Genomic DNA, 24,769 nt, shown 5'->3' with positions numbered 1-24,769 from the left:
GGGGTGCAGAAGCAACGAGGCAGACCGCGCAAGTACGACGGCAAAGTTGACCTGACAGACCTCAGTCACTTCACCTTTGTGGAAACCGTGCAACCCCAGGTTGACCTCTACACTGCCCGATTGTGGCACGTCTCCTTGAAGCGGGAGATTCGAGTCGCCTACCTAGTTGACCGTCGCGTTCCGAACCGAGTCCGCACCTGCCTGCTGTTCAGTACCGATGTTGAGCAAGCCCCCAAGCAGATTATTCAGTTCTATAAATTGCGCTTCGGGATTGAATTTCTCTTCCGCGATGCCAAGCAGTTTACGGGTCTGAGTGATTGTCAAGCCCGTGACCTCTTGAAGTTGGACTTTCATTTCAATGCCAGTTTTACCGCCCTCAATCTAGCGAAGTTCGACGCGCATCCCCAGCACACCGGTCAAGACCCATTTGTATTCTCAATGGCAAGCGTTAAGCGTCGTGCCCTCAATCAACACCTACTTGAACGATTTATTGCCACCTTAGACTTGGAGCCAAGCTTGATTAAATCCCATCCCAACTACTCAACCCTTTGCGATTACGGCACTATCGCCGCCTAAAACTGTCCGAAGTATTGCTTGGAGCCGACTGCGATTAAATCTCACCCCAACTATCCAACCCTACTGTCCTACGGCTCTATCGCTGCCTAAAATTGTCCGAACCATTGACAGATGAGTGCTCTACTAAAACAGATATCGTGAGTCATAAATTCATCTAACCAAGAATTCATCTGAATATCGAATCAACGAATAGAACTCAGATCTGATGATTTTCAGATCAGATCGATCGGATCTGGGTAGACTGGTCATAGTCCCATTCTCTGTCATGGTTGGGAAGCGTGTTCTACCCACGAAGTTTTGAAAGCCTGTCCAGTCCACCTTGCTTAGCAATTCCCTGAATGCTCCATCTCCGAGATTTGTCTTACCATCCCACCGCCAGCCCTAGCCCGATTTTGAACGCGATCAACTTAGATATTGCCCCTCAAAAGCTGGGGCTGATCGTGGGAGCCAGTGGTTCTGGAAAGAGTACGCTGTTAGAAATCTTAGCGGGATTGGCAGAGCCAACCAGTGGCACGATTTTTTGGAGAGAACAAGAACTGACGTTCCTTCACTTGCAGCAGTTGAGCGGGTTGGTCTTTCAGTTTCCAGAGCGACACTTTTGCGGCGGCACCATTCTAGAAGAGTTGCGGCTCGGTCATCCTGAAATTAAATCAGAGCGAATTCATGAAGCCCTGGCAGAAGTGGGACTCGATCGCTTATCGCTGCAAACCTCGCCTCACTCGCTGAGTGGGGGGCAACAGCGCCGCCTCGCTTTAGCGGTGCAGTTAATTCGTCAACCCAGCATTTTGCTGCTCGATGAGCCGACCGCAGGGTTAGACTGGTCTATGCGCCAACAGTTGGTGAGCCTGTTAGCCAAGTTGAAGGCGCACTGGAATCTGCTGGTTGTATCGCACGATGCGGGCGACATGTTGGCGATCGCCGATCAATGCTGGACTCTGAACCACGGAGAACTCACCGCAGTGGAACCCGAAACGCTAAAAGCATCCGGTGAACCGCAGCTTATTTCTTAAAGGACGACGGATGAAGGATGAAGAAGACCGACCCACGTTGCCAGACCTGGCTGATTTGTGGCAAGAAACGATGAACTGGCAGCCTGAAGCAGGTCAACACGCCCAGTTTCAAAGCTTTTATGAGTTGATTTTAGAAAGCAATCGTCAACTCAACCTGACCCGAATTACAGAACCCTCCGAGTTTTGGGAAAAGCACCTGTGGGATTCTCTACGGGGAATTTCGCGGTTGCTCCCATCTCCCCCGTCTCTTTTTCGGGCGATCGACATCGGCACAGGTGCTGGAATTCCGGGGGTGCCTGTTGCGATCGTCCGACCTGATTGGGAGGTCACGCTGCTCGACTCGACGCGTAAAAAAATTAGCTTTGTCCAAAGTGCGGTAGACACTCTAAAGCTAGAAAACATCAAAACGGCGGTTGATCGCGTCGAGCAGATCGGGCACGATCGACATCATCGCGAACAGTACGATCTAGGGCTGATTCGCGCTGTTGCGACTGCCTCGGTTTGCGCTGAATATACGCTGCCGTTGCTCAAAGTGGGCGGACTTGCCATTCTCTATCGAGGACAGTGGACCGACGAAGAAGCCCAAGGGTTAGCTGTCGCAGTCGAGCAGTTGGGAGGCACGATCGAGGCAACCGATGCCTTTGTGACTCCGCTCACTCACAGCACTCGCCACTGCATTTATCTCCGCAAAATCGCCACTACCTCAACGATGTTTCCTCGCACGATCGGCATCCCGACTCAAGATCCGCTCTAGCTCACCCGCAGCAAGATTTTTGAGCACACAATAGCGAATCACCCGTTTCTATCTGAATCGTCGTATGTTCAATATCGAAGCGATCGTGCAACTCTCGTCCAATTCTGGCAAGAAAGGCATCGTCTGGGCACCCACTGGGCATGACTAAATGGGCAGTCAGGGCTGTTTCAGTCGTGCTCATCGCCCAAATGTGCAAATCGTGAATGGCAGCGACTCCTGGAGTTTCAGCTAGGTAGGTGCGAATGGCAAGCGGCTCAACGCCTTGAGGCACAGCATCCAGCGCCAGATTGGTAGAGTCGCGCAGCAGATTCCAGGTGCCCACGAAGATAACGGCGACGATCACCAGACTAATTACCGGGTCAAACCAGAGCCAGCCTGTTGCGAGTATTGCGATCCCAGCCAGCACCACCCCCAGCGACACCACCGCATCCGATACCATGTGCAGAAAGGCTCCTCTCAGGTTTAAGTCGTGCTTTCGACCCGACATAAAGAGCAGTGCCGTCATGCCATTGATGACGATGCCGACGAGTGCGACCCCGATCACGATGCCTCCACTCACCGGGACGGGATCTCTAAATCGCTGAATGGCTTCGATCGCGATTCCTCCGATCGCCACCAGCAAAATCATGGCATTGAGAAGTGCCGCCAGAATTGAAGAACGCCGCAGCCCATAGGTATAGCGCTGAGTTGGGCGCATCCGAACTAACCAACTTGCACTCCATGCCAGCACAAGCCCCAGCACATCGCCCAAGTTATGACCTGCATCAGCCAGCAGCGCCAGAGAGTGAGCTAAAACCCCAAACGTTGCTTCGGTGACGACAAATCCAGCATTCAGCGCAATGCCAATGATAAAAGCGCGATTATAGCTAGGCTGCCCGTGGTCATGGTGGTTATGAGAGTGAGAATGTGCCATTGACGAGGATGAAGTAACAGTGTGCTTATTATATATGAACGTCTGCTCAGAGGTTCTGTCTATCCTGCGCCTTTTGACAGGGCGGCTCGATCGCTTTGCTGAAACTCTTGCCACGATTTTTGCAGGTCGGAGGTTTGATCGGAAACACCGTAGCTAGAAAAAGGATAGATCCTGCGATGGCGGAAATGCTGCCAAATAACGACGCACCAAACTGAGATGCTCTACGTCTACGATCGGACTTAACTCGGCTCTGCCTCAAAGCTTTCTGAAACGCTCCGTCGATCGTGCCCTGCTTCTTTAATGAGACTTCCTGCGCGAATCTGGACAGCCCTCCTCACAAAGTGGGGCAAGCCCTCGCCAACCTTTCTCCCCACGGCGAAGGGCGCTAAAACCTCTTGTTCCCTCTCCTTAGGGAGAGGGCTAGGGTGAGGGCGAAGGATTCGTGCAGGAGGTCTATTGTTCAAGATCCATTTAGTAGTAGTTATTTACAGGTTTGGAACAAACGTGTGGAAAATTCACCCAGTGTTCTGCCCAATGATTTAATCCTTCAAGACACGATCGAGACTCTCCGCAGGTTGAATTCCCATTCTTGGGATCGTGGATTTAATAAAGCCGATGAGTTATCTAATCCGCGTTCCTTCGTTATTTGGGGTGTGTTTCGTCTACGGGAAAACGCTAAACTTGCAGATGCCGACTAAATCGCGGGGTTTTCTGTGGGGTCTTCGACGCTGCCAACCATCAAATTTTTGCGACAGCCCACCTCTTCAGCTTGGGTTGAGCAGGCGCTTGCAAATCTAGACACTATTTTGCTCGATCATTCTCACTGCGAGCGCAAAGCGGCTGGAGTGGCGTTAAATCTGATGTTTCGCTATCCCTCCAACGCGAAGTTGGTCAGAACTTTGACCGCGATCGCTCAAGAAGAATTGCAGCACTTTGAGCAAGTCAACCAGATTTTAGAGCGGCGCAATATTCCTCTAGCTCCCCTCGCTGCTCCGCCTTATGGGTCAGGTTTGGCAAAACATATTCGTCGCGATGAACCCGATCGGCTCCTTGATTCTCTGCTCGTGTCGGGGCTAATCGAAGCCCGCAGTCACGAGCGCTTGGGCTTGCTAGGAACTCACTGCCCAGAGCCTGACCTCGCCCGTTTTTATCGAAGCTTGATGGCATCCGAGGCGCGTCACTATGGCGCTTATTGGACGTTGGCAGACACTTATTTTGAGCGATCGGCATTGACCCAACGGCTCGAACTATTAGCCCAGGCTGAAAGTGACTTGTTAGCGGCGCTGCATCCGCAACCCAGAATTCACAGTTAGATGGGGCGGTCATCGCAAAAACGGAGGGCGACGCAGATCGGAGGGCTTCTTTTGCACCACCTCACTCATGAAGCGTTTGAGTGCTTTTTCCCGGTTCTTCATAAACACTGCCCAAAAACCAGGATGAAACTCTTCCATTGTTTTTGCCAGCGCCCACACATCTACTGCCAAAATGCTGTAAAGCGTTTCATCTTCTTTTTTGAGAGAGTCAATCTGATCGGTCACCGATTCTTTTTGAGGAACGCGATGACCTTCGTTGTTCGACACGATCGTGGCTCCAGTTAAAAATGGACTAATTCGTATGTCAGTAAGATTCGATACCTCTACCAGCGCAAATACGGCTAGGTTTTTGAGAATTATCGGGCGATCGAATCAGAGTTTTCTCGATCGTAGACCTCGTTAGAATGCTCGCAACCAGTAATAATTAGGAGTGAGACATTATGTGAGCAGATAAACCCTATGTTACGTCGAATTTCTTTAGCGGTTGTCGGCTTGGTGGTCGGTGGAGTGTTAACAATTGTCGGGTTTGCTGCCTACTTTCTAGACTATTCGACCCTCAACCTGATTGGCTTTTTTTACGGCATTCCTCTGTTACTAGGAGGGTTGGCACTTAAAGCATCTGAGCTAGAACCTGTGCCGCTGATGGAGCCAACGCCGCCAGCAGTTTTAGAACTCCGGCAAACGCAAGCCACTCCTACCCAGACTCAAATTCTCAAAGATGTCACTCGCTTTCGCTATGGGCAAGAAGCGCACTTAGATGACTCTCTGGCTCATTTAGGGTTAAGCCCGACAGACGATGAGCGCCCCATCTTGAGAGGGGTGCGAGAAACCGAAGTGGACGGGGCGTATACCCTAGTTCTAAATTTTGAGTCGCTGCTTGTCCCCTTTGAGACCTGGAAGACAAAGCAGGAAAAAATGACGACTTTCTTCGGTCCTCATGTGAAAGTTGGGTTAGATAACCCAGATCCCGATCGGGTCGAGGTGGCGATCATTTCAACTCCTGAGACACCTGCATCAGAGACTTGAATGTTGAGTTGGCTAAAACCGAGTTTAACCTTCATTTCTCCAGTCGCACCGCATACCACTGAAGATAGTCTCCCGATCCAACGTCTAGCTCACAGGCAGTATCGAGTAAATGTTTTGCCTGCTCTTGAATGGTCGGCAGAGACTGCAAGTCTCTAGGCAAGTTGTCTTGATGCTGTGACAAAATCGATCGGAGTTTTTCTAACATCTCGGCTGCTGTCAAAAACTGCTCTGGTTGAGCGGTTTCTAACACCACAAAATGGTCTTCTTGATACATTAGAGAATCTGGCATAGTGGCTCCTATCACTCACCAACTATTGTGTCATTTACAGATAAAGATAGACGCAAGAATCAGTCGAGATCCCCCATGAGTGAGAGATTTTGACCCAAAAGCAGTGTTATCAAGGAAGATATCAATACTCCACAGGTTAATAGACGCTATGCTTCGTTCCGCCCGCCTGATTTTCAACCCCGTTGCAGGTCACAGCGATCCTAACCTTGATTTAGAGCATATTCGATCGCTACTCGCTGATCTTGATTTAGAGGTCGTCCAAACCACCCCAGAAGTGGGGGCAGATGAGCTAGCGCGGCAGGCGGTTGAGCACGGAGTTGATGCGGTGATTGCATCCGGTGGAGATGGCACTCTGTCGGCGGCAGCGAACGCCCTGATTGGCACAGGAATCCCTTTGGGCGTGATTGCGAGAGGAACCGCCAATGCCTTCGCGAATGCGTTGGACATTCCGACCACGATCGAGGCTGCCTGTGAGACGATTTTGAATGGCCATACCAAAACTGTGGATGTCGCGTTGTGCAACGGTCAGCCGATGGTGCTGTTAGCTGGAATCGGCTTTGAAGCAGAGGCAGTCGAATTGGCAGATCGAGAAGCAAAGAATCGGTTTGGCATGATGGCTTACGTTTTAGCAGGCTTTCAAGCGTTGCGGAATATGAAGCGCTTTGAGGCAGAAATTGAGACAGAGGACAGAATTATTTCGGTTGAAGCGTGCGCTCTAACGGTGGCAAACGCGGCTCCTCCCACCTCTGTTTTGGCTCAAGGTCCGGCTGGGCTAGTCACCGATGACGGGCTACTAGACTTAACGATCGTCGCCCCCGCTACCAAAGCAGGAGCGCTCGCTGCAACCTATCATTTATTTCAGTCCGCTTTGTCAGGCAACCCCACCGATCGCGATGACATCGGCTATTTGCGGGCAAAGCAGTTTAAAATCACCACCGTGCCTCCTCAAAAAGTTGTGGTGGATGGGGAAATGATTGGAACGACCCCGATCGAGATTAAGTGCATCCCGGCAGGGCTGACGATTTTTGTGCCGATCGTCGAAGAAGAGGCACCGAGCGAAAAACTTGAAGGACTTCCCCATCTAGTGATCGAAACAAAAGATTAACGGAGATTGAGTGGATACTGACCTGGAGAAACTGCACTATAACTGATAAGTCACTATAAAATCCTGATGGGTTAGATGGTCAACGCATTGGGATAGAAGAATTGGCTTTCAAGTCGCTTCTCTTCTCGATCGTCTCCGACTGTGTGGAAAAATGGGGTAGAGGCTTGAAGTTCCGGGTCAGTCATCCATAGAGATCACCGTTGAATGCTTTCAGTAAATGTCGAGTGGGCTTTTGGGGCTGCAAACGCGATCGCAGCGCTTTGCAACATTACCGTCCTTGGGGCGATTATTCGTCGAAGGCAGCGGCAGTCTTTGCTGAAGACTAGCTTTTTGACCCATTCGTCGAGCGCTCCTCCTCAGTGTGAACACGCCGAAGCGCTGCGCCGTCAGTCAGTCGCCGTTGAGGCAGCGATGGATGGAATCGCTATTTTTGATAACCACGGGACATTTCTCTACGTCAACGACGCTCTAGCGCGACTGTTTGGCTGTGGCAGCAGTCAAGAATTAGTGGGTAAGGTTTGGCATGAGCTGTATTACGCTGCCGAAATTTCTCGACTAGAACGTGATGTCATTCCCTTGTTAAAACAAAACGGGCAATGGCGGGGTGAAGCGATCGCCAAACGTCAAGACGGCAGCACGTTTTTTGAGGAAGTGTCTCTGACGTTGACCGAAGACGGCTTTATCTGCGTCTGTCGAGACATCACAGAGGCAAAACAAGCTGAGATTCGACTCAGACTGCTTGAGCGGGCGATCAGCGCTAGCAGCAACGGCATCATCATCACCGATGCGCGGTTATCTGATAATCCCATGATCTATGTCAACCCAGGGTTTGAGCGGATGACGGGCTACACCGCCGATGAAGTGTTAGGCAAAAACGGACGCTTTCTAGAAGGACCCGAAGCCAATCAGCCTGCCCTCGAACACCTCCGCAGTGCCATTAAAGTGGGATCAGATTGTGTAGTGAACCTGCGAAACTATCGCAAAGATGGCAGACTGTTCTGGAATGAGCTATCTATTTCACCCGTGCGAGACGCTGAGGGGCGTTTGACTCACTACATTGGGGTGCAAACTGACACCACCGAGCGCAAACGGACTGAAGATGCCCTGCAACGACAGTTCCAGCGCACGCTCTTGCTCAAGCAAATCACCCAAGAAATTCGTCAAAGTTTAGACAGTCAGCAGATTGTGCAAACCACTGCAACTCAGGTCGGACGGGCATTTCGCGCCAACCGCTGTCTAATTCACGCCTATGTAATCACGCCTGAAGACGCGCTTCTGTCTGGATTTGAGCTATCTCAACTAGGTGCCTCTTTTCCCCAAATTCCGCGCGTCGCTGAATATTTAGAACCGGGCTGTGAATCGGTGTCAGATGCCGAGATCCCGATTAGCGGCAATCCCTATACCGAGGCGCTATTGGCGCACGATCGGGCGATCGCGTCCCCCGATGTCAACACTGATCCACTGCTCACCCCAGTTGCCAATCTCTGTCAACAGCTTCGCCTCAAGTCAATGCTGACCGTTCGCACCTCTTATCAAGGTGAACCCAACGGCGTGATTGGCTTGCATCAGTGTGACGATCTTCGACAGTGGAGCGAGGACGAAATTGAACTGTTAGAAGCGGTGGCAGATCAAGTCGGCATTGCCCTCGCTCAAGCGCGGTTGCTCAAGCAAGAAACGCTGCAACGAGAGAAACTCACCGAGCAGAACTTTGCCCTCGAAAAAGCCAAACGACTCGCAGAATCGGCAAATCGCGCTAAAAGCGAGTTTCTGGCAACGATGAGCCACGAGATTCGCACTCCGATGAATGCGGTGATCGGTTTAACGGGCTTGCTGTTAGATATGAAGCTAACTCACCAGCAGCGCGACTTTATCGAGACGATTCGCACCAGCGGCGACACGCTGCTGACGATCATTAACGAAATTCTAGACTTCTCAAAAATCGAGTCGGGCAAACTAGAATTAGAACAGCAGCCCTTTAATCTTCAAGCCTGCATCGGGGAATCGATCGACCTCTTAGTTGCCAAAGCTGCCGAGAAGACCTTAAAGTTGTCCTATCAGGTGTCTCCCCACGTTCCGTCTGTGATTTTAGGAGATGTAACTCGGCTGCGGCAAGTGTTGGTCAATCTCCTGAGCAATGCCATCAAGTTTACAGACGCGGGGCAGATTGTCGTTCAAGTCAACGCCCGCCAACTGCCCGATAAAGGATCTGATTCTAAAGTTCACCCTTCAAAGTCCCCATCCCAATCTCCTGTCTATGAAGTGCAGTTTGCAGTAGAAGACACCGGAATTGGCATTCCACCCGATCGCATGGAACGACTATTTAAATCTTTCAGCCAAGTCGATTCTTCAACGAGCCGACAATATGGTGGTACAGGGCTAGGGCTGGCAATCAGCAAGCGCCTGAGTGAGTTGATGGGCGGACGGATGTGGGTTGAGAGCCACGGTCAGATCGGCGGAGATTGTCCTTCCTACTACCGAAAGCTGAGTGGACTACGCGCCGCGAGTGCAGAGGCTCCTCAAGGTTCAATGTTTTGCTTCACGATCGTCACTAGCCTTAGTGTCGAAGTGGTTGAGACGACGGGTGATTTGCCTCACGATCGCTCAGGGTCTAATCGGGCATTTGCGGTCGATCGGCTCTCTCCTTCTTGCTCAGAATCTTCGGATTCTGCTACTCAGCAATCTGCCAGCGCTGCCCCTCATCTCCTACGAATTCTTTTAGCCGAAGATAATGTGGTCAACCAAAAAGTGGCGATGCACCTCCTTCAGCGATTGGGATATCGAGCCGACATTGCGGGGAATGGGTTAGAAGTGCTGGAGGCGCTGCGCCGGCAAACTTATGACGTAGTGCTAATGGATGTGCAAATGCCAGAAATGGACGGATTGACCGCCACAGAGCGCATCTGTCAAGAATGGCAAGTGGGCGACCGTCCTCAAGTGATTGCGATGACCGCCAATGCAATGGAGGGAGATCGCCAAATCTGTCTCAACGCTGGAATGAGCGATTATCTCAGCAAGCCGATTCGGATCGAGGCACTGATGCGTGCTCTTGACAAGTGCCAACCGTTGACTAGTCAGAAGCCTGTTTTATCTCAGCCGTCTACAAACGGCACCGCTTACTCAAGCGCGGCTCAGGTTGCCGCTTCTATTTCCATTCAAACTGCCATTCATGCAAACGCGCTGCGAGACATTCGAGGGTTATCAGGTAATAATGGCACATTGCTGATAGAAGTCATTCGCAGCTATCTAACCAATGCTGTAGAACTCGTTCAAATCATTCAAACATCGGCTCAAATTGGAGACCTGCTTGCGCTTCAGCAGACCGCGCATACCCTCAAGTCAACCAGTGCTGTGTTGGGCGCAACTCACTTATCTGAGTGCTGCCAGGAGTTAGAGAAGGTAGCTCAAATGGGAAATCTAGACAATATCGTCGCAAAAGTGCACCAACTAGAGGTGGAATACGATCGCGTCAAAGCCTCGCTTCAACTAGAAATCCAGCAGTGTCAGAGATAATGTCTTTCCACACTCCGCCTCTGATCTTAATTGCAGACGATGACAAAGTCACTCGCATGGGCTTGCGTCAAGCAATGGAGCAAGAAGGCTATCAGGTGGTAGAAGCGATCGATGGCGCGAGTTGTATCGCAATTTTTTCTCGCTTGCGACCCGATATCGTGCTGCTCGATGCCATTATGCCGACTATGGATGGCTTTGCTTGCTGTGCGCGCATTCAACAATTGCAAAGCACCACTCCCACTCCAGTCTTAATCATCACAGGGCTTGAAGACCAAGACTCTGTAGATCAAGCGTTTGCAGCCGGGGCAGTTGACTACATCACAAAGCCAGTGCACTGGGCGGTGCTGCGACAGCGAGTCCGCCGATTGATTCAGCAAGTTAGACTTTACCAGCAGCTTGAACAAGCTAACTTTGAGCTTCAGCGCCTTGCCACGGTGGACAGCCTAACACAGGTTGCAAATCGCCGCCGCTTTGATGAATATTTAGACAATGAATGGCAGCGCATGATGCGAGAGCAATTGCCCCTCTCACTGATTTTGTGCGACATTGACTGCTTTAAGTCTTATAACGACACCTATGGGCATCAAGCAGGCGACGATTGCCTGCGGCAAGTGGCTCAAGCCATTCAAAGGGCGGCAAAACGGGCGATCGACCTTCCTGCCCGCTATGGCGGTGAAGAATTTGCAGTGATTTTGCCCAACACTGAGCAGGCTGGGGCGATTCAAGTAGCTCATGATATTCGAGTGGGTATCAAGAGGTTAGAGATTGCTCACGTTAATTCTAAGGTGACTGCGATCGTCACAGTCAGCTTAGGGGTGGTGACGACGATACCGAACCAAGACAATAGCCCTGAGAAGTTGATTATGGCAGCCGATAAAGCTCTCTATCAGGCGAAGGCAGAAGGGCGCGATCGCGATCGCATTTGCACGATCGACTAAAGAAATTTGAGCGGAATGGGAAACAAAACACCGTGCAGAATCATCTTATAGAGAGTGAGCATAGCGTTTTGTTAAACGGGATAGCGATGTACCTTTCAGGAATCAGCACTCTGTTTGCTGTAAGAAGCATTAAAGCCTCTCTGATGATAAAGCACTACAAAATTGTATGAGGACGCTATATTGCTGTCGAAGTAACAAGGGGCTTAAGCCCCTTGCTCTCAAGTATCTGCGTATGGTTATCTCTATAAAAAGTAAGAGTTAATAGCGTTGTTTTGGCAATTTTTATTGACAGAAGATGAAGATTTTATAGTTGACTAAAAACTATTGATGCATTCTACTTTTTATGTGACACTTCGCAAACAGACCATCCTTAATTCACGATTATAAACTCACAGATTACAACTGAGATATAGAGAAGCTACTTCATCAACGAAGACAACAACTCTAAGTTCCTGATTAGAGAATCTAAAGGTTTCTACTCACAAATTCAGAGCTTTTAAGACTTATTAATAAGCCCTCAACCTGTTAGAAATCATTAGAATTCTTAGGAACAAATCAACCCATTCTTACGACTTTAACCGTAAGAGAAACATCCAAAACTAAGTACTCAGAGAACCGAAAATGAAACTCTCTCTTAAATCTCTCTCAACCCTTTCTGCGCTTTCTGCACTCGTTCTCGCTCCTGCCTTCTTGGGTGCAGGGTCTGCGTCTGCTCAACCTGTCCGCTTTGATGGAAGCTATGTCGGTGCAGGTATTACGGGAGGATTCACCAACGGCGGACGCAATAACGATGCGGCTGTGCTGGGTGGCAATATCCAAGGTCGCTTTGCAGTCCCTGGCGCACCTGTTTCTGTCAGAGGCGCGGTGGTGTTCACCGGAGACAATAGTGCTGTGATTCCTAGCTTGACTTACGATCTGCCGATTAACAGCAAAACAAACGCCTATTTCGGTCCCGGTTATTCCTTTGTGCAAAACAACGATCGCTCTTCTCAAGTTGGTAACAAAGATTCAGCCGTGTTGACGGCTGGGATAGAGTCTCAAGTTGCAAAAGGGGTTGTTGTCTACAGTGATCTGAAGTATGGCATCAACGCCTATCAAGGCAGTGGTGCTGGTTCATTGAGCGGCAGCGCTGGAGTTGGACTTCAGTTCTAACTCAAAGCTGGTTACAACTTGGATAGTTCTGTTTTCTGCTAGCGCGTTCTGTTAATATCAACGCCACTTATCTAATCGGTTTCCAATCAACGTTGGGAGCCGATTTTTATGGGTCTCTTTTTTGACCCAAAGAGAGAGGTAAATCTTGGCTATCTCTAGCAAACTTGAGTTAAGGATTATAGCTAAAGACCAGATTAGCAAGCCTTCAAGGTGACACACCCATAGCTTTATATTGGAGTTAATCATGTCTAATCCTGTCAAAGAGAAGATTTCAACAGACTTAAAGCAAGCAAAAGAGGTCGGACAGCTTCGCACCGATCGGATTCGGGAAATCGTGCAGGCTGCAGTTTCTCAAGTTGCATCAGAGTTAAAAACGGGTTCTAGTGAGCTACGATCGTTGGTCAAAGACGCATTTACATCAGCGATTTCGGGCGTTCAAGAGAGTGGCGGACATCTCAAAGATGATGTAACAGCTTCAATTGAAGGCGTGATTGACGGCATCAGCCGAGCGCAGCAGACCAAGATCAGCGAAACGGAGGCAGAGGTTAAGCGCCTTCAGGCTCAACTTGATCAAGAAGAAGATCAACTCGATAAAGATGTTGAAGAAGGTCTAGAAGGGCTGAAAGAAGCCAGTCAGGATATGTCAGCCGAAGTCAGAGAACAGATCGAGCAAACGATCGACACCATTCGCAACAGCGAGGAAGTGGCTTTGTTGAAAAAACGCTACGCTCAACTTCAAACCCAAGCGGCAATTTTGAGAGCAAACTTGGCAGCTCGCAGTGAGGCTTATTACGATCGTGCCCAAGATCATCTAGAGGATGCCAAAACCTGGTATCAGCAAGCTCGTCCTAAGGCAGAAGTTGCCAAAGAGCAGGCAGATCAAAAAGTCAGCGAACTGGAAGATAAACTGGGCGAAGCCGGAAGTGCTTTAGCTAAAAGAGAGCGGCAGGTTCGCAGTTTGTTAAGAGATTTACTCAAGCAGGCAACCGACTCATTAAGAGACGGCGATAAAGAGACTGCAAAAAGCCCGATCGCAGACATCCCTCCAACCAAACGAATTGACATTGATCGGGACGAACCATAACGGATATCGGATTGGCTTAGTTCAAAGCGCGATGACGGGAGCGAAAGAACCCATTTGGAAGGTTCTGCGTCCCCGTTTTTTCGCCTACTCATCCTCATGGACTTTCGCAATCGCTCAACCTCCTCTAAAATAGGTAGTCTGATGCAACGTTTAGAGAAAGCAATGGCAGAAACCCTATTCTTCAACGCCCTTCGAGAAGCCATTGATGAAGAAATGGCGCGGGACTCTACTGTGATGGTGATGGGTGAGGATGTTGGTCACTATGGTGGCTCTTATAAAGTCACTAAAGATCTCTATAAAAAATATGGCGATCTGCGGCTGTTAGATACTCCGATCGCTGAAAATAGTTTTACGGGCATGGCAGTTGGAGCCGCAATGACTGGGTTGCGCCCGATCATCGAAGGCATGAATATGGGCTTTCTATTGCTGGCGTTCAACCAAATTGCCAACAATGCTGGAATGCTGCGCTACACGTCGGGCGGAAACTTTAAGATTCCGATGGTGATTCGCGGTCCGGGTGGAGTCGGTCGGCAGCTAGGTGCCGAACATTCTCAGCGCTTAGAAGCCTATTTTCAAGCGGTTCCTGGCTTAAAGATTGTCGCGTGTTCGACTCCTTACAACGCAAAGGGGCTTCTCAAAGCAGCGATTCGAGACGATAATCCCGTCCTGTTTTTTGAACACGTTCTTCTCTACAATCTCAAAGAAAACCTGCCAGACGGTGAATATGTGTTGCCGCTCGACAAGGCAGAAGTGGTTCGTAAAGGCGAAGACGTGACGATTTTGACTTATTCTCGAATGCGTCACCACGTCATGCAAGCCGTCAAGACGTTAGAGAAAGAAGGCTATGACCCAGAAGTGATCGACCTGCTGTCACTCAAACCGTTAGATTTTGAGACGATCGGGGCATCCATTCGCAAAACTCACCGCGTCATGGTGGTCGAAGAATGTATGAGAACGGGCGGCATCGGTGCCGAAATTGTGGCTTCCATTAACGATCGACTCTTTGACGAACTCGATGCTCCCGTGCTGCGATTGTCATCTCAAGATATTCCTACGCCTTATAACGGCGCAATGGAAAATCTGACGATCGTGCAACCTCAGCAAATTATCGAAGCTGTTCGGAAGATGGTAGCTGTGAAAGTCTAATGAATGGGTGCAGCCGATCGTATAAAAATTATTGGTTGAGTCCAATAGGTTACTGCGACGGTTGACCTTTACCATTAAGATTTTTGACCTGCTTTGTCAATCCGAAATAGCCAGATCATTAAGGCAATCACCCCGATCTGAACCGCTAAGTTTGGGAGAGCCGTCTCAACCTCGCGACCTGCCAAAATCTGCGCCAAGAAGACCGCCGCCCCGATCGCGCCTGAGGCTCCAAATGCCCCATAAATAAACTTCCTCAACCCGCGATAAGGAGCTTTTGCTTCTGCTATCAGGTAAGCATATTTTTCGGGGTCAGTTTGCTTGAGGGTTAGACGCTTGGGTTTAGAGTCTGGCATTGATATTTAGGTGCGTGAGGTCTGAGAGTATCGTGACATGAGTTTGCAGCGATCGGGCGTTGTCGAGAAAATCAGGTGCGATCGAGCAAACGCTGTGACAGAAGATCATCAATTCTGCTATACTTTCAAATCGTGTTGCCGATGTGGCTCAGTGGTAGAGCAATCGATTCGTAATCGATAGGTCGCGAGTTCAAATCTCGCCATCGGCTTTCTTTGTCTGTCTGATATAGCCATCGCCACTTTGCTTAGGACATTTTTGGTAGTGTGCTTCGCGTGCTGCCAAAAATGTCCCTGTCCTAACCTATGTGGCGGTAGCTATAATTTCCAGATTGACCCTCACCCTAGCCCTCTCCCAAGTGGAGAGGGGACAAGATCTTTAGCTCCCTTCTGCCCAAAGAGAAGGGTTGGTGAGGGCTTTGCCCCACTTCGTAAGGAGGACGGTTCATACTTGCAGTCAGCAATGCCGTTGATGCTATGGGAAACGAGGGGCACCAGAACGCGCGGCATAGATACCTATTTTTCTGTCGGGTTTTTGACGACGATTGTTATTTCTTGGCAGGTGTTAAAGCGCTGTTCAACATGTTCTGAAAGAGTTGGCTTAATGGAATTCCTGCCGCTTTTGCCATCTCGGAAATCACGCTGGTTTGAGCAAAAGAGCAGTATAGTCCTGCTTCTAAAAACCAGGGCTGGCGGTTCGGGTCAATGCGGAAATCAAACAGGCTGTAGTGGCGACAGCCTAGTGCTATGTGGCAGTTCCGAGCCGCTTCCCAAACTCTTGCAGTCATCGGATCACTGGGATCAACAATCCAGGCTTTGGCATTTCCCTTCGCGACCATCCCCAAGTCTCCCTTTTCATCTCGCTTGAGCTTGTCTTCGTGTTGCCGAATCGGTTGCTTGTGTTTGTCCATTGCGTATTCTTCTAATGGCAAACAAATTAATTTCCCCTGATCTTCAATGACACCACATCTGACTTCCCGACCAAGTTCAACAAAGGTTTCGACTAATATCTGATCAGCGTAAGTAAAAGCGGTTTGTAAGGCACTCCCATACTCAGAAACATTTTTTACAAACGCCACGCCCAGAGAGTTATCTTCATTTACGGGCTTAACGACCGTTGGAGGGGTCAGCGTAGGAAGAGATCCGAGACGAAGTAGCTCTCCTGAAGGCACCTTCACCCCTGCTGTCGCCACCACAGCTTTTGCTTTTGCCTTGTTTGCGGTCAGCGCCATCACGTCTGGCTGGTTGCCCACATAGGGAATGTTTAGCAAATCAAACAAGGCTCTGTAAGAAGTCATACCCGGAACACAAAACATTTGGGGCAGCATCACGTCTAGTTTGAGCGCTGTTAGGATTTGAATCGCTTCAGCTAGGGGCATGGGATGTGCAGCCGCGATCGCAGCTTTCGTCAATGATTTTGGGAACCGCCATTGGCGATCGGGCGTGACGTAAGCAATGTAAAACTCGTACAGGGCTGCGTCTGCATTGGACTTCAAACAATCCTCTGCATAGAGACGTGACAAGTCACAGTAGAACTCACTGACCGCAGAACCCACTAGGTGCAAAACCCGAAGTACCATGATCAATCCCCCGCCAGTTCTACGAGTTTGCCGATGTTAAAATCAATCCGAATCCATCCTTTAAACTGCCGCAAATTCTCCAGCAATAGCCAAGGAATCTGCACATGGTGAACCATCAAAAAGGGAAGCGGATCAGCCCAGTCAAAAATCGCGTCTTTGCCCCTGACAATAATGTGTACTCGTTGCCGAACTTGATTAGGTGAACTTAAATGCGTCAGTAACCGCCAAATTTCATGGTAAATCCAGTAGGTCGGACGACTCGACTCTAGGGGCTGAATCGCAGTCGCTAAAGGCTCTTGCTCTAAATAAGCCTTTGCGACATCTGGGTGGTTGTAAAACATCGTAATGGCTGAATGAGTGCGAGGGTTACACTCAATCGCGTAGATCGATCCATCTGCTGCCTCAATAAAATCAAAAGAAACTTGCCCAGTCAGATGCAGACTGCCTACAAATTTTCTGACCCATGCCTCAATCGTCGGATGCTCGACCATCTCGTAGTTAATCTGAAACGCTGACGATCGACAGCAACAATGCATCCGCAGTTCTCCATCTCGCACCGTACTATGAGTGCAGTATTCTTGCCCTGGAATAAAGGCTTGCATAATCCAAGGATTGTTTTTAGAAACAGGCAAATCGTGAACAAATGCCTTGGTTTCTGAATAGCTATCACAAGGAAGCTGTGTCAAGTCTAGCCGTCGTACCGAGTCATAGGGAATACTTTTGAGAATGTATTTTTGAGAGTGTTTGGAAAAATCAAAGTCCAGCACTTGCTGCGAATCTGTAATGCAGTAGGAATCAGGAACAGAGAGATTCAAGGATGCTGCGATCGCTGAAAATTCATACTTGTTATCTAATTGCTGAACCTCAGCTAGATCACTATGCAGGACTTCACAGTAGGCTGAAAGCACCTTTTTTGCTAGTGCATCATAGTAGCTCGCGGCTGGACTGCAAACCGGGACATAAACATCGACAGCTTCTTGTTGCACAATCTCTAGAAGTGCATCAATATATTCTGTCGCATCTGGCTTGGGAATTGTATAAAATCGATCGACATCCCAAGAAAAACGGTGCCCTGTTAACCAATATTTGTAGGATTCTACTAAGATGACCCGATGCCCTGCCCGATGAAACGATCGGGCTAGCTGCAATGCCTTGGTCATTTTACCACCGCTAACTAAGACAGTTTTAGAGTGAGCCGCGATTGTTCGACGCTGAAAAGGCTTAATTAGAATCGCTCTGAGGAGCGCGATCGTGGTCAATGCAAGGTTTAGCGGAAGAACTAAAAGCAGTAGGGCAAGAGTCCCTATTGTTTTCAAAGAAGCTTGTACCCGATCGTCATTTGTGTGATCAACACCCATTGTTAAACTCGCTTTAAATCTGATGAATCTAGCAGGGTGAGTAGGGCAAATCGCAACCCGCCCTACGGGAGCATCCCAATTGTGCAAAATACCTGGATCGCCCTCATCCCCAACCCTTCTCCCTAAGGAGAAGGGAGCCAGACTTCTTGTTCCCTCTCCCCCAGGAGAGGGCTAGGGTAAGGGCAGAAAGACTTTGACGCACAATTGGGATGCTCACCACCCTACTCTCTCTAAACTCGGCGGATCAACGTTAGACCATCTCTTAATGGCAGCAAAACTTGTTCAATACGAGGATCATCAACGACAGCTTGGTTAAAAGCCGCGATCGCAGTCCCATTCGCCGTGCCTTCACCTGACAGGTAAGGTTGTCCCTGCATCAACGTATTGTCTACACAGATTAAGCCATTCTTCGCGAGCAAAGAACTGTCTAGCAAGATATTTAGATAGTCTATATATCCTGCTTTATCAGCATCAATGAACACTAAATCAAACGTCTCATCTGCATCCGCTAAGTGTTTCAGCGTAACCAGCGCTGGAGCAACCTTAACCAGAATCTTGTGCCCATCAGGAGATTGAGCAAAACACGCTTGCGCGACCGCTGCTGCAAATGGATCAACTTCACAGGCAACAATCTGTCCGTCTTGCGGTAATGCTTCCGCGATTGCCAGCGCCGAGTATCCCGTAAACATTCCGATTTCTAGCACCCGCTTTGCTTGAGTCAAATGCACAAAAAACTTGAGCGTTTGCCCTTCTACATGCCCCGATAGCATTTCCTGCTCCAAGGGCTGCACTGTCTCACCATCTGCCGATCGTTGGCTCCAGTCTTCGCTTTGGGTGCGTTGCACAAGGGATGCCAACGCGGGCGATTCTGGCGTTGTGCAACTGCTGATGTAAGGATCTAACCCTCTCGCCAACTCCCAGGCTCGACTTAATTCAGATTTGACTTCAGGATCGACGCTCTCCAAAGCTCCTATTTGCTGATTCAGAAACTCTAACTTAGCCGCCAAAATCCCGACTGGTGTCACAGGTCTAGGGGTCATGCCTGCACTCCGGCTGAGATTGGGGCATCCATTGGAGCACTAGAGGAAAGATACATCTCTTCTCCCTCACCTCCTCGTGGATAGTGGCTACATATTTCTTTGTGAGTCGCGAGGTGTTGCTCCAAATTCGATCGAGTAAGATCGTTCATAAAATGACAACTGCCAATGGGCATCGGCACGGCTGCACGGACTAATCCATCCCGTGTCCGACTGATCGATTCTGTCGCTTTCCACAGCAGCTCAGAGGTTAGATAAGGACTATCGATCGCTAACCCAATTCGACTCATCAAACCCAAGATGCGATCGCGATCGACAATCGAAATGTAGCCCCGTTGTTGAGCAATCGTTGCTGAGAATGCCATATCGATGTTGACACTGTGACCGTGAAACATCGGCACGTCGGGAGTTAGCTCCAGCGTCGGACTCCAAGTATGACCATAGGCGATGACGCGATCGAGATCCAACTCGTGCAGGTTGGGAACTTCTAGACTGAGCATGGTATTGATAGCGCCATACGTGATCTGATGCGCCACCTGTTGCAGCTCAGGCGTACCGTTCAAATAGCCAAACCGAGTCTTGAGTAATGCCTCACCATGCTCTTCCAGCAAACTAAAGATTTCGCGATTAGCAACCACAGCAATCTTAATCAGTTCTGCCATCCCGTTTCGCACTTGGTCAACGGGCAGCGTCTTCAAAAAAGAGAAGTCTAGGATTACCTTTTGGGAGGCATGATAAGCACCCAATCGGTTTTTCAGCTTGCCGTGATTGACTGCAACTTTAATCGCTACGCTGGCATCGATCAATCCAATTAGCGTCGTCGGGACTCGGATATAGTTTGTGCGACGACGGTAAGTGGCACAGGCAAAACCAGCGACATCAGTGGTCAAACCGCCACCTACGACCAGCACTGGCTCTTTACGCACCAGCCCAAAGTCAGCAAACGCATCAATAATTTGCTCAAATGTCCGCAGCGTTTTGTCTGTCTCTTTAATGGTCACTGGAAAGACTTTTAGATCGATTTGGTGATGCTTAAAGTAATGCTGAATCTGTTTACTATATAAACCATAAACCGTTGCATCAACCACCATTAAGCAGCGCCCAAACTGACGATAGCTCTCGGCAATCTCAGAATTCTCGATCGCAAAGGCTCCCTCTACATAGAGTAGACTGAAGTCGATCTTCTCGTACCCTTCTACATGGAACGCTGTTTCTGTCGCTCTAAAAGTTGCCTGAACGTTACCCATGTGTCTTTCCCAGTAGCTTGACGTTTACATAACTTAACAGGTTTTTCATAGTAATTTCGAGTTCTTTGAATCACACTTGAGCCGTTTGTTTTCAGCTCACATTCAGTCTGAAACATGAGCACTGAGATCGGCAGCAGCGTTGCCTCACAATAAACGAACCCTCAAGTGCGATCGATTTAAGATACTCAAAACCATCACGTTTTATCGCCCATCTCGCTGGCAATAAGACCACGATGAAGCACACGATCGCCGATGACTTTCGCGTGATCCGCACGGTGCATCGTACAGCGATTATCCCAAATCACAATGTCGCCGTTTTGCCAGTCGTGCCGATAAAGCCTGCGGGGGCGAATCGAATGTTTGTAGAGTAGACGAATCGCTCGCTGACTCTCTGCTAAGGTCAATCCTTGAATCACTTGACATCGCTCTGGTGTCGATAGAAAAAGTGCAGTCTTTCCAGAAACAGGATGTCGCTGAAATAAGGGATGCCAAGCTTGGCTTTCTTGATCAGCGTCTAGCTTCACGCCAGAAGCGAGATGGAGTACAGTCGCGTTTGATAGCTTCTCTTTTACCCGAGTCGGCAGCGTTTCAAAGGCACAATACTGATTAGAAAACAGAGTTTCGCCCCCACATTCAGGCAGTAAAATCGCTTTTAGCGCTGTGTAGGCAGGCGGCTTAACAACATAGCTCGTATCGGTGTGAAAAACGCTTCTGGGGGTGCGATCGCGCCCTACATTGCTCACAAGATTTAACCAGGGTTGATGCGGGACAGGCTTTTCCCCTGCGGTAAACATAAGATCACCCAACCGCTTAAGAAAACTGACGAATTCAGCATCATCGATCGATTGATTCCGAAGGATGACCACGCCATTTTCTGCCAACAACTGCTTGAGACTAGAAATATCGCGATCTGCCGCCTCGCTGACTTGCATTCCTGCAACTTCAACACCAAAAGGCGAAAGGTTTTGCAAAGTAGCGTCCATGCCTGATTCCTACGGATTGACTTAAGATCGTGGATTAAATAAAACCGAATTCTCCCTCACCCCAACCCTCTCCCTAAGGAGAGGGAGCAAACCTCTAGTTCCCCTTCTCCCTGGGGAGAAGAGGGGATGAGGGCAACCCCGTTTTGCAATGACCGACCTTATTTAATTCACGATCCTTAGAGAAATTTTTGCAACAGTTCAAAATCTAACCGACTCACCTGAAGATCGGCAGTCTTGAAATTGTGACGTGCTGTGTTTTCATCAGGGAAGGCAATGCAAGCAAGCCCCGCTGCCTTTGCCGACTCCAACCCATCGACATTGTTCTCGATCGCCACACAGCTATCTGGCGTTTGATTCAATTCTCTTAAGGCAACCGCGTACGCATCCTTGGCAGGCTTAGGGTGCTCTATTTTAGAAGCATTGAGGACGAGATTAAAATCGTTGGCATCAATCTCGCTGCGGAGTGCCTCAAGCATGGACAACACGTTTTGTTCTGACGTTCCTGTCACCAGAGCAAGCTTCAGCCCGTTCTGTTTTGCCCTTTGCATCACGTCTACAACACCAGGACGAGCCGCTAACGGCTTTTCATGCAGAACGTTTTGAAAAATCTCAAACTTAGAATGGTGAATAGCGGCGGCATCAACCGATTGCCCCATTGATTTTGCATATTCTTCAATGCGCTGTTGCCCTCCACTTTTCTCCAAAAGACTCGCGTATTCCTCTCTTGACCATTGCCAGTCTAAGTTATGGAGTGCAAAGGCTTGATTAAAGGCTTGTCTTTGCATCTCGGAAGTATCGGCGATCGTGCCGATTGATCCAAAAAAGATTGCTGACATTTTCTCTGTAGATAAGTTGTGCAAGCTGAAGTGTAGAAGAGAGACGAAAAAGACTCAATCAATCTTTAGAGAGAATTGAAGTGCACCAGATAGTATTGCGTCCGCTCCTCTAAACCGACTAGCTCTAACATTTGGACTGCCCGATCGCGTCTCCCACTGCGAGAATAAGCCCCGTGCATTTCTAGCCCATTATCACGTTCTTTTGGGCAGCGAGGCTACTATGCAGGTTATGTGCCTGAAAACTGTGACCCACGATCGAGTGGGTGGTCAATTTGGCGCATCTCAACCTGTGGCATGGCTCGACTCTGGAGAACGAGAGACCCACGCGGCGATTACCCCAAAAACATGGCGGGTTTGTTATCAGATCTCCTATGAAAACACCCACTATGCCATAGAGGAAGTAGGTGTTTTCATAGGAGGTCTATTGATTGACTCGTAAGCGATTTGGGAAATGAAGGCTGACTTTCAATAAAAGTGAATAAACTCAACATTCTGACTCCACGAGCCACCACAAGGCACATGAGCCGGAAATATTTGAATACGACCACTGGTGTAGTCATTCGCATCAAACCGTGTGAGGCTCGACCGACCGTCAGAAATCCAATTTACTTCTACAGACTGGTAGCCAAGGGGGAGCACAAGGATGTGTTGAGGATTCTGTAGTTCAGGTAACTCCCACGCTGGCTGAAGATAATGAGCGAGATGGAGTTTCTCCAGCTTGATTGATAGCTGGAGAAAAGGGGCGAGTTGGGTAGAATCTGCGGAGGCACATCCTGAAGGAAGTCAACCTTCACAGGCTGTTCTATTGGCATGACGTTCATTCCCAGTAGATGGTTAACCAAAAACCCTAATCAGCGAATATTGTCAACCCAGGAGCTAGTGAGAGTGAGTGTCTCAACACACTAATTAACAGCAGATTCAGAGGTCTTCAGCCGATGACTCAGGATGACAGACATGGTGAGGCGGGTGTCTGAAAAGATTCCCATGAGTTAGATTTGGGGTTTCTAGAAGTCAACAAACAGTACGACAACATTGTTTCCCCAACATCTCTATGAATCTAATTAAACGCGTCGCGATCGTAGGCGGGACTCACGGCAATGAGTTTACGGGGGCTTATCTAATCAAAAAGTTTGAGCAATACCCAGAACTGGTGCAGCGATCGAGCTTTGAGACACTGACGCTACTCGCAAATCCAAAAGCCTTTGCTGCCGCACGTCGGTATATCGATCAAGATTTGAACCGAGCATTTCTGACCCAAGATCTGCAAAACTCCACGCTCTCTGACTACGAGGCGCTACAAGCAAAAACTATCGCCCAACAACTCGGATCCAAAGGCAATGCCCAAGTCGATGTGATTATCGATTTACACTCCACTACCGCCAATATGGGACTGTCTCTTTTGTTGGCAAATCGCAGCCCTGCAAGTTTGCAGCTAGCCAGCTATGTCAGTTCGATCAATCCGCTTGTGAAGGTTTGTTCGCCCCATCCTGAGTCAGAAAGTGCGGGTCTACGATCGCTCTGTGATCTAGGATTGGTGATTGAAGTCGGCGCGATCGCTCAGGGCGTACTGGATGCTTATTGGTTTCTAAAAACAGAAGAACTGATTCACACTATTCTGGACTATCTGCAAACCTGCAATCAAGGGACTTATCCGATCGGTGAAAGTTCTCTCACCCTTTACGAAACGATCGCCACGATCGACTATCCGCGCCGAGCAGCAGGAGAGATTCAGGCAATGATTCACCCCGATTTGCAGGGGCGAGACTATGAGCCGCTCAACCCTGGCGATCCCATGTTTTTAGGATTAGATGGGCAAACGATCGTTTACGAGGGCAGATCAACGGTCTATCCCATCTTCATCAACGAAGCCGCTTATTACGAGAAAGGGATTGCGTTAACCTTGACGCAAAAGCAGACTATTAACGTCCCTAAAATCTAATTTGGCTAGAGTGAATCATTCCCATTTGTCCACACGCATCGGTGTAATACCAGTTTCCTTTAGCGCCATAGGTGTTAATAGCAGTCTGACCATTCAATGAGCAGAGAATCCGACCGTTGGGTGAGTCTCTGATATTCGAAGGAGGATCGACGATAAACGCTTGAGTCGCTCTCGTCTGATTTTGTCCTCAATTTTGACAGACCGCGTTGAGCATTGTCTGAGTTGCTTGAGACTGTGGACGACTGACGGTCTTTTCAGGAAACGTGGTCCAAGTTCCTGCCTGACAGTTAGCTTGACTGTAAATCTTCTCACTGCCTAAGAAATAGACAAAATCAAGACTGCGATCGCTGACTCTCTGAGTCGAACACAGATCGACATTGATCGGTTTCCCATTAGACGCTTGACCTGCATAGTAATTACAATTTTGCGCCACTGCAATTCTAGGAACACTAACGCTAGCGGCGATTGCCAATGCTGCGGTTAATAATTTTGCTGATGTATTCATGGTTAACGACTCAATTCAATGGGGTGCGACCTCTATTTGATACTATTAGAGGGCAACGGAAAAGCCGTATTGATTCAGTTTGTTCCAGAATTGATCCCAACGCGTTGAGGTCAAGACC

At 49.1% G+C, this 24,769-nt stretch carries 24 protein-coding genes and 1 tRNA gene; 14 read left to right on the top strand and 11 right to left on the bottom strand.

Annotated features, from left to right (window positions below; all coding sequences use genetic code 11):
• The 3 genes from A8707_RS21960 to rsmG all read left to right on the top strand — a co-directional run.
• Window positions 1-576: transposase (locus A8707_RS21960; RefSeq protein ID WP_156518507.1), on the top strand; the 576-nt coding region annotated here is incomplete at its 5' end.
• A gap of 338 nt (window positions 577-914) precedes the next feature.
• Window positions 915-1,586 (top strand): ABC transporter ATP-binding protein, encoded by a 672-nt coding sequence (locus tag A8707_RS21955; protein WP_068819324.1) that lies wholly within the window; start codon window positions 915-917, stop codon window positions 1,584-1,586.
• 10 nt (window positions 1,587-1,596) lie between these two features.
• The gene (rsmG, locus tag A8707_RS21950; protein ID WP_068819323.1) at window positions 1,597-2,340 is read left to right on the top strand and encodes a 16S rRNA (guanine(527)-N(7))-methyltransferase RsmG; all 744 of its coding nucleotides are present in this window, start codon (window positions 1,597-1,599) and stop codon (window positions 2,338-2,340) included.
• Window position 2,341: 1 nt separating this feature from the next.
• Here the strand turns inward: rsmG and A8707_RS21945 are convergent, their stop codons facing one another.
• Window positions 2,342-3,253, bottom strand: coding sequence for a cation diffusion facilitator family transporter (locus tag A8707_RS21945; protein WP_068819322.1), 912 nt, complete (start codon window positions 3,251-3,253; stop codon window positions 2,342-2,344).
• Window positions 3,254-3,966: 713 nt separating this feature from the next.
• On the opposite strand from A8707_RS21945, the gene A8707_RS21940 reads away from it, so the two are divergent.
• Window positions 3,967-4,566 carry a MiaE family protein gene (locus A8707_RS21940; protein ID WP_068819321.1) on the top strand — a complete coding sequence of 200 codons (600 nt, stop codon included), beginning with the start codon at window positions 3,967-3,969 and terminating at the stop codon, window positions 4,564-4,566.
• Between the two features lie 9 nt (window positions 4,567-4,575).
• Here A8707_RS21940 and A8707_RS21935 read toward each other — a convergent pair whose 3' ends face one another.
• The gene (locus A8707_RS21935; protein ID WP_068819320.1) at window positions 4,576-4,833 is read right to left on the bottom strand and encodes a hypothetical protein; all 258 of its coding nucleotides are present in this window, start codon (window positions 4,831-4,833) and stop codon (window positions 4,576-4,578) included.
• A gap of 192 nt (window positions 4,834-5,025) precedes the next feature.
• Here A8707_RS21935 and A8707_RS21930 point away from each other — a divergent pair, with 192 nt between their 5' ends.
• Window positions 5,026-5,592: a DUF2854 domain-containing protein gene (locus A8707_RS21930; RefSeq protein WP_068819319.1), complete on the top strand. Its 567-nt coding sequence runs from the start codon at window positions 5,026-5,028 to the stop codon at window positions 5,590-5,592.
• A 31-nt stretch (window positions 5,593-5,623) separates the two neighbouring features.
• Here the strand turns inward: A8707_RS21930 and A8707_RS21925 are convergent, their stop codons facing one another.
• The gene (locus tag A8707_RS21925; protein ID WP_068819318.1) at window positions 5,624-5,881 is read right to left on the bottom strand and encodes a CRR7 family NDH-1 assembly protein; all 258 of its coding nucleotides are present in this window, start codon (window positions 5,879-5,881) and stop codon (window positions 5,624-5,626) included.
• A 148-nt stretch (window positions 5,882-6,029) separates the two neighbouring features.
• Between A8707_RS21925 and A8707_RS21920 the strand changes: the two genes are divergently transcribed.
• The 6 genes from A8707_RS21920 (at window position 6,030) to A8707_RS21890 (ending at window position 14,816) form a co-directional block, all read left to right on the top strand.
• The gene (locus tag A8707_RS21920) at window positions 6,030-6,986 is read left to right on the top strand and encodes a YegS/Rv2252/BmrU family lipid kinase (RefSeq protein WP_068819317.1); all 957 of its coding nucleotides are present in this window, start codon (window positions 6,030-6,032) and stop codon (window positions 6,984-6,986) included.
• Between the two features lie 204 nt (window positions 6,987-7,190).
• Window positions 7,191-10,496: a PAS domain S-box protein gene (locus tag A8707_RS29915; protein WP_068819316.1), complete on the top strand. Its 3,306-nt coding sequence runs from the start codon at window positions 7,191-7,193 to the stop codon at window positions 10,494-10,496.
• A complete protein-coding gene (locus tag A8707_RS21910; protein ID WP_068819315.1) occupies window positions 10,496-11,434 on the top strand; it encodes a response regulator in 939 nt (312 codons plus the stop codon). The genes A8707_RS29915 and A8707_RS21910 overlap by 1 nt, the downstream gene beginning before the upstream one ends.
• Window positions 11,435-12,055: 621 nt before the next feature.
• Window positions 12,056-12,586: a histidine kinase gene (locus tag A8707_RS21905; protein WP_068819314.1), complete on the top strand. Its 531-nt coding sequence runs from the start codon at window positions 12,056-12,058 to the stop codon at window positions 12,584-12,586.
• A 244-nt stretch (window positions 12,587-12,830) separates the two neighbouring features.
• Entirely contained in the window at window positions 12,831-13,670 is an 840-nt protein-coding gene (locus A8707_RS21895) for a histidine kinase (protein ID WP_068819312.1), read from the top strand.
• Between the two features lie 162 nt (window positions 13,671-13,832).
• Window positions 13,833-14,816: an alpha-ketoacid dehydrogenase subunit beta gene (locus A8707_RS21890; RefSeq protein WP_068819326.1), complete on the top strand. Its 984-nt coding sequence runs from the start codon at window positions 13,833-13,835 to the stop codon at window positions 14,814-14,816.
• 74 nt (window positions 14,817-14,890) lie between these two features.
• Here A8707_RS21890 and A8707_RS21885 read toward each other — a convergent pair whose 3' ends face one another.
• Window positions 14,891-15,169: a DUF3493 domain-containing protein gene (locus tag A8707_RS21885; protein ID WP_068819311.1), complete on the bottom strand. Its 279-nt coding sequence runs from the start codon at window positions 15,167-15,169 to the stop codon at window positions 14,891-14,893.
• A 137-nt stretch (window positions 15,170-15,306) separates the two neighbouring features.
• Between A8707_RS21885 and A8707_RS21880 the strand changes: the two genes are divergently transcribed.
• Window positions 15,307-15,378 (top strand) — tRNA-Thr (locus tag A8707_RS21880).
• 336 nt (window positions 15,379-15,714) lie between these two features.
• Here the strand turns inward: A8707_RS21880 and A8707_RS21875 are convergent.
• The 6 genes from A8707_RS21875 to A8707_RS21850 all read right to left on the bottom strand — a co-directional run bounded on the left by A8707_RS21875 (window position 15,715) and on the right by A8707_RS21850 (window position 22,207).
• Complete coding sequence (locus A8707_RS21875) at window positions 15,715-16,746, bottom strand: D-alanine--D-alanine ligase family protein (protein WP_197484957.1); 1,032 nt, start codon at window positions 16,744-16,746, stop codon at window positions 15,715-15,717.
• Between the two features lie 2 nt (window positions 16,747-16,748).
• Window positions 16,749-18,104, bottom strand: coding sequence for an ATP-grasp domain-containing protein (locus A8707_RS21870; protein ID WP_068819310.1), 1,356 nt, complete (start codon window positions 18,102-18,104; stop codon window positions 16,749-16,751).
• A gap of 230 nt (window positions 18,105-18,334) precedes the next feature.
• Window positions 18,335-19,144 carry an O-methyltransferase gene (locus tag A8707_RS21865; protein WP_068819309.1) on the bottom strand — a complete coding sequence of 270 codons (810 nt, stop codon included), beginning with the start codon at window positions 19,142-19,144 and terminating at the stop codon, window positions 18,335-18,337.
• Window positions 19,141-20,388 carry a sedoheptulose 7-phosphate cyclase gene (locus A8707_RS21860; RefSeq protein ID WP_068819308.1) on the bottom strand — a complete coding sequence of 416 codons (1,248 nt, stop codon included), beginning with the start codon at window positions 20,386-20,388 and terminating at the stop codon, window positions 19,141-19,143. The genes A8707_RS21865 and A8707_RS21860 overlap by 4 nt, the downstream gene beginning before the upstream one ends.
• 194 nt (window positions 20,389-20,582) lie before the next feature.
• Window positions 20,583-21,371: a TauD/TfdA dioxygenase family protein gene (locus A8707_RS21855; protein WP_068819307.1), complete on the bottom strand. Its 789-nt coding sequence runs from the start codon at window positions 21,369-21,371 to the stop codon at window positions 20,583-20,585.
• A 176-nt stretch (window positions 21,372-21,547) separates the two neighbouring features.
• Window positions 21,548-22,207: an HAD family hydrolase gene (locus A8707_RS21850; protein ID WP_068819306.1), complete on the bottom strand. Its 660-nt coding sequence runs from the start codon at window positions 22,205-22,207 to the stop codon at window positions 21,548-21,550.
• A gap of 229 nt (window positions 22,208-22,436) precedes the next feature.
• Between A8707_RS21850 and A8707_RS28535 the strand changes: the two genes are divergently transcribed.
• The gene (locus A8707_RS28535) at window positions 22,437-22,646 is read left to right on the top strand and encodes a hypothetical protein (RefSeq protein ID WP_156518817.1); all 210 of its coding nucleotides are present in this window, start codon (window positions 22,437-22,439) and stop codon (window positions 22,644-22,646) included.
• Window positions 22,647-23,258: 612 nt separating this feature from the next.
• The gene (locus A8707_RS21845; protein WP_068819305.1) at window positions 23,259-24,146 is read left to right on the top strand and encodes an aspartoacylase; all 888 of its coding nucleotides are present in this window, start codon (window positions 23,259-23,261) and stop codon (window positions 24,144-24,146) included.
• A gap of 187 nt (window positions 24,147-24,333) precedes the next feature.
• Here the strand turns inward: A8707_RS21845 and A8707_RS29285 are convergent, their stop codons facing one another.
• The gene (locus tag A8707_RS29285) at window positions 24,334-24,651 is read right to left on the bottom strand and encodes a hypothetical protein (RefSeq protein WP_197484955.1); all 318 of its coding nucleotides are present in this window, start codon (window positions 24,649-24,651) and stop codon (window positions 24,334-24,336) included.
• Window positions 24,652-24,769: the final 118 nt, after the last annotated feature.

Origin of the sequence: Phormidesmis priestleyi BC1401 (assembly GCF_001650195.1) — a bacterium.
Lineage (GTDB): Bacteria > Cyanobacteriota > Cyanobacteriia > Leptolyngbyales > Leptolyngbyaceae > Phormidesmis_A > Phormidesmis_A priestleyi_B.
The sequence above is the reverse complement of the archived record's forward strand: the minus strand, read 5'-3'. Positions and strand labels throughout refer to the sequence as shown.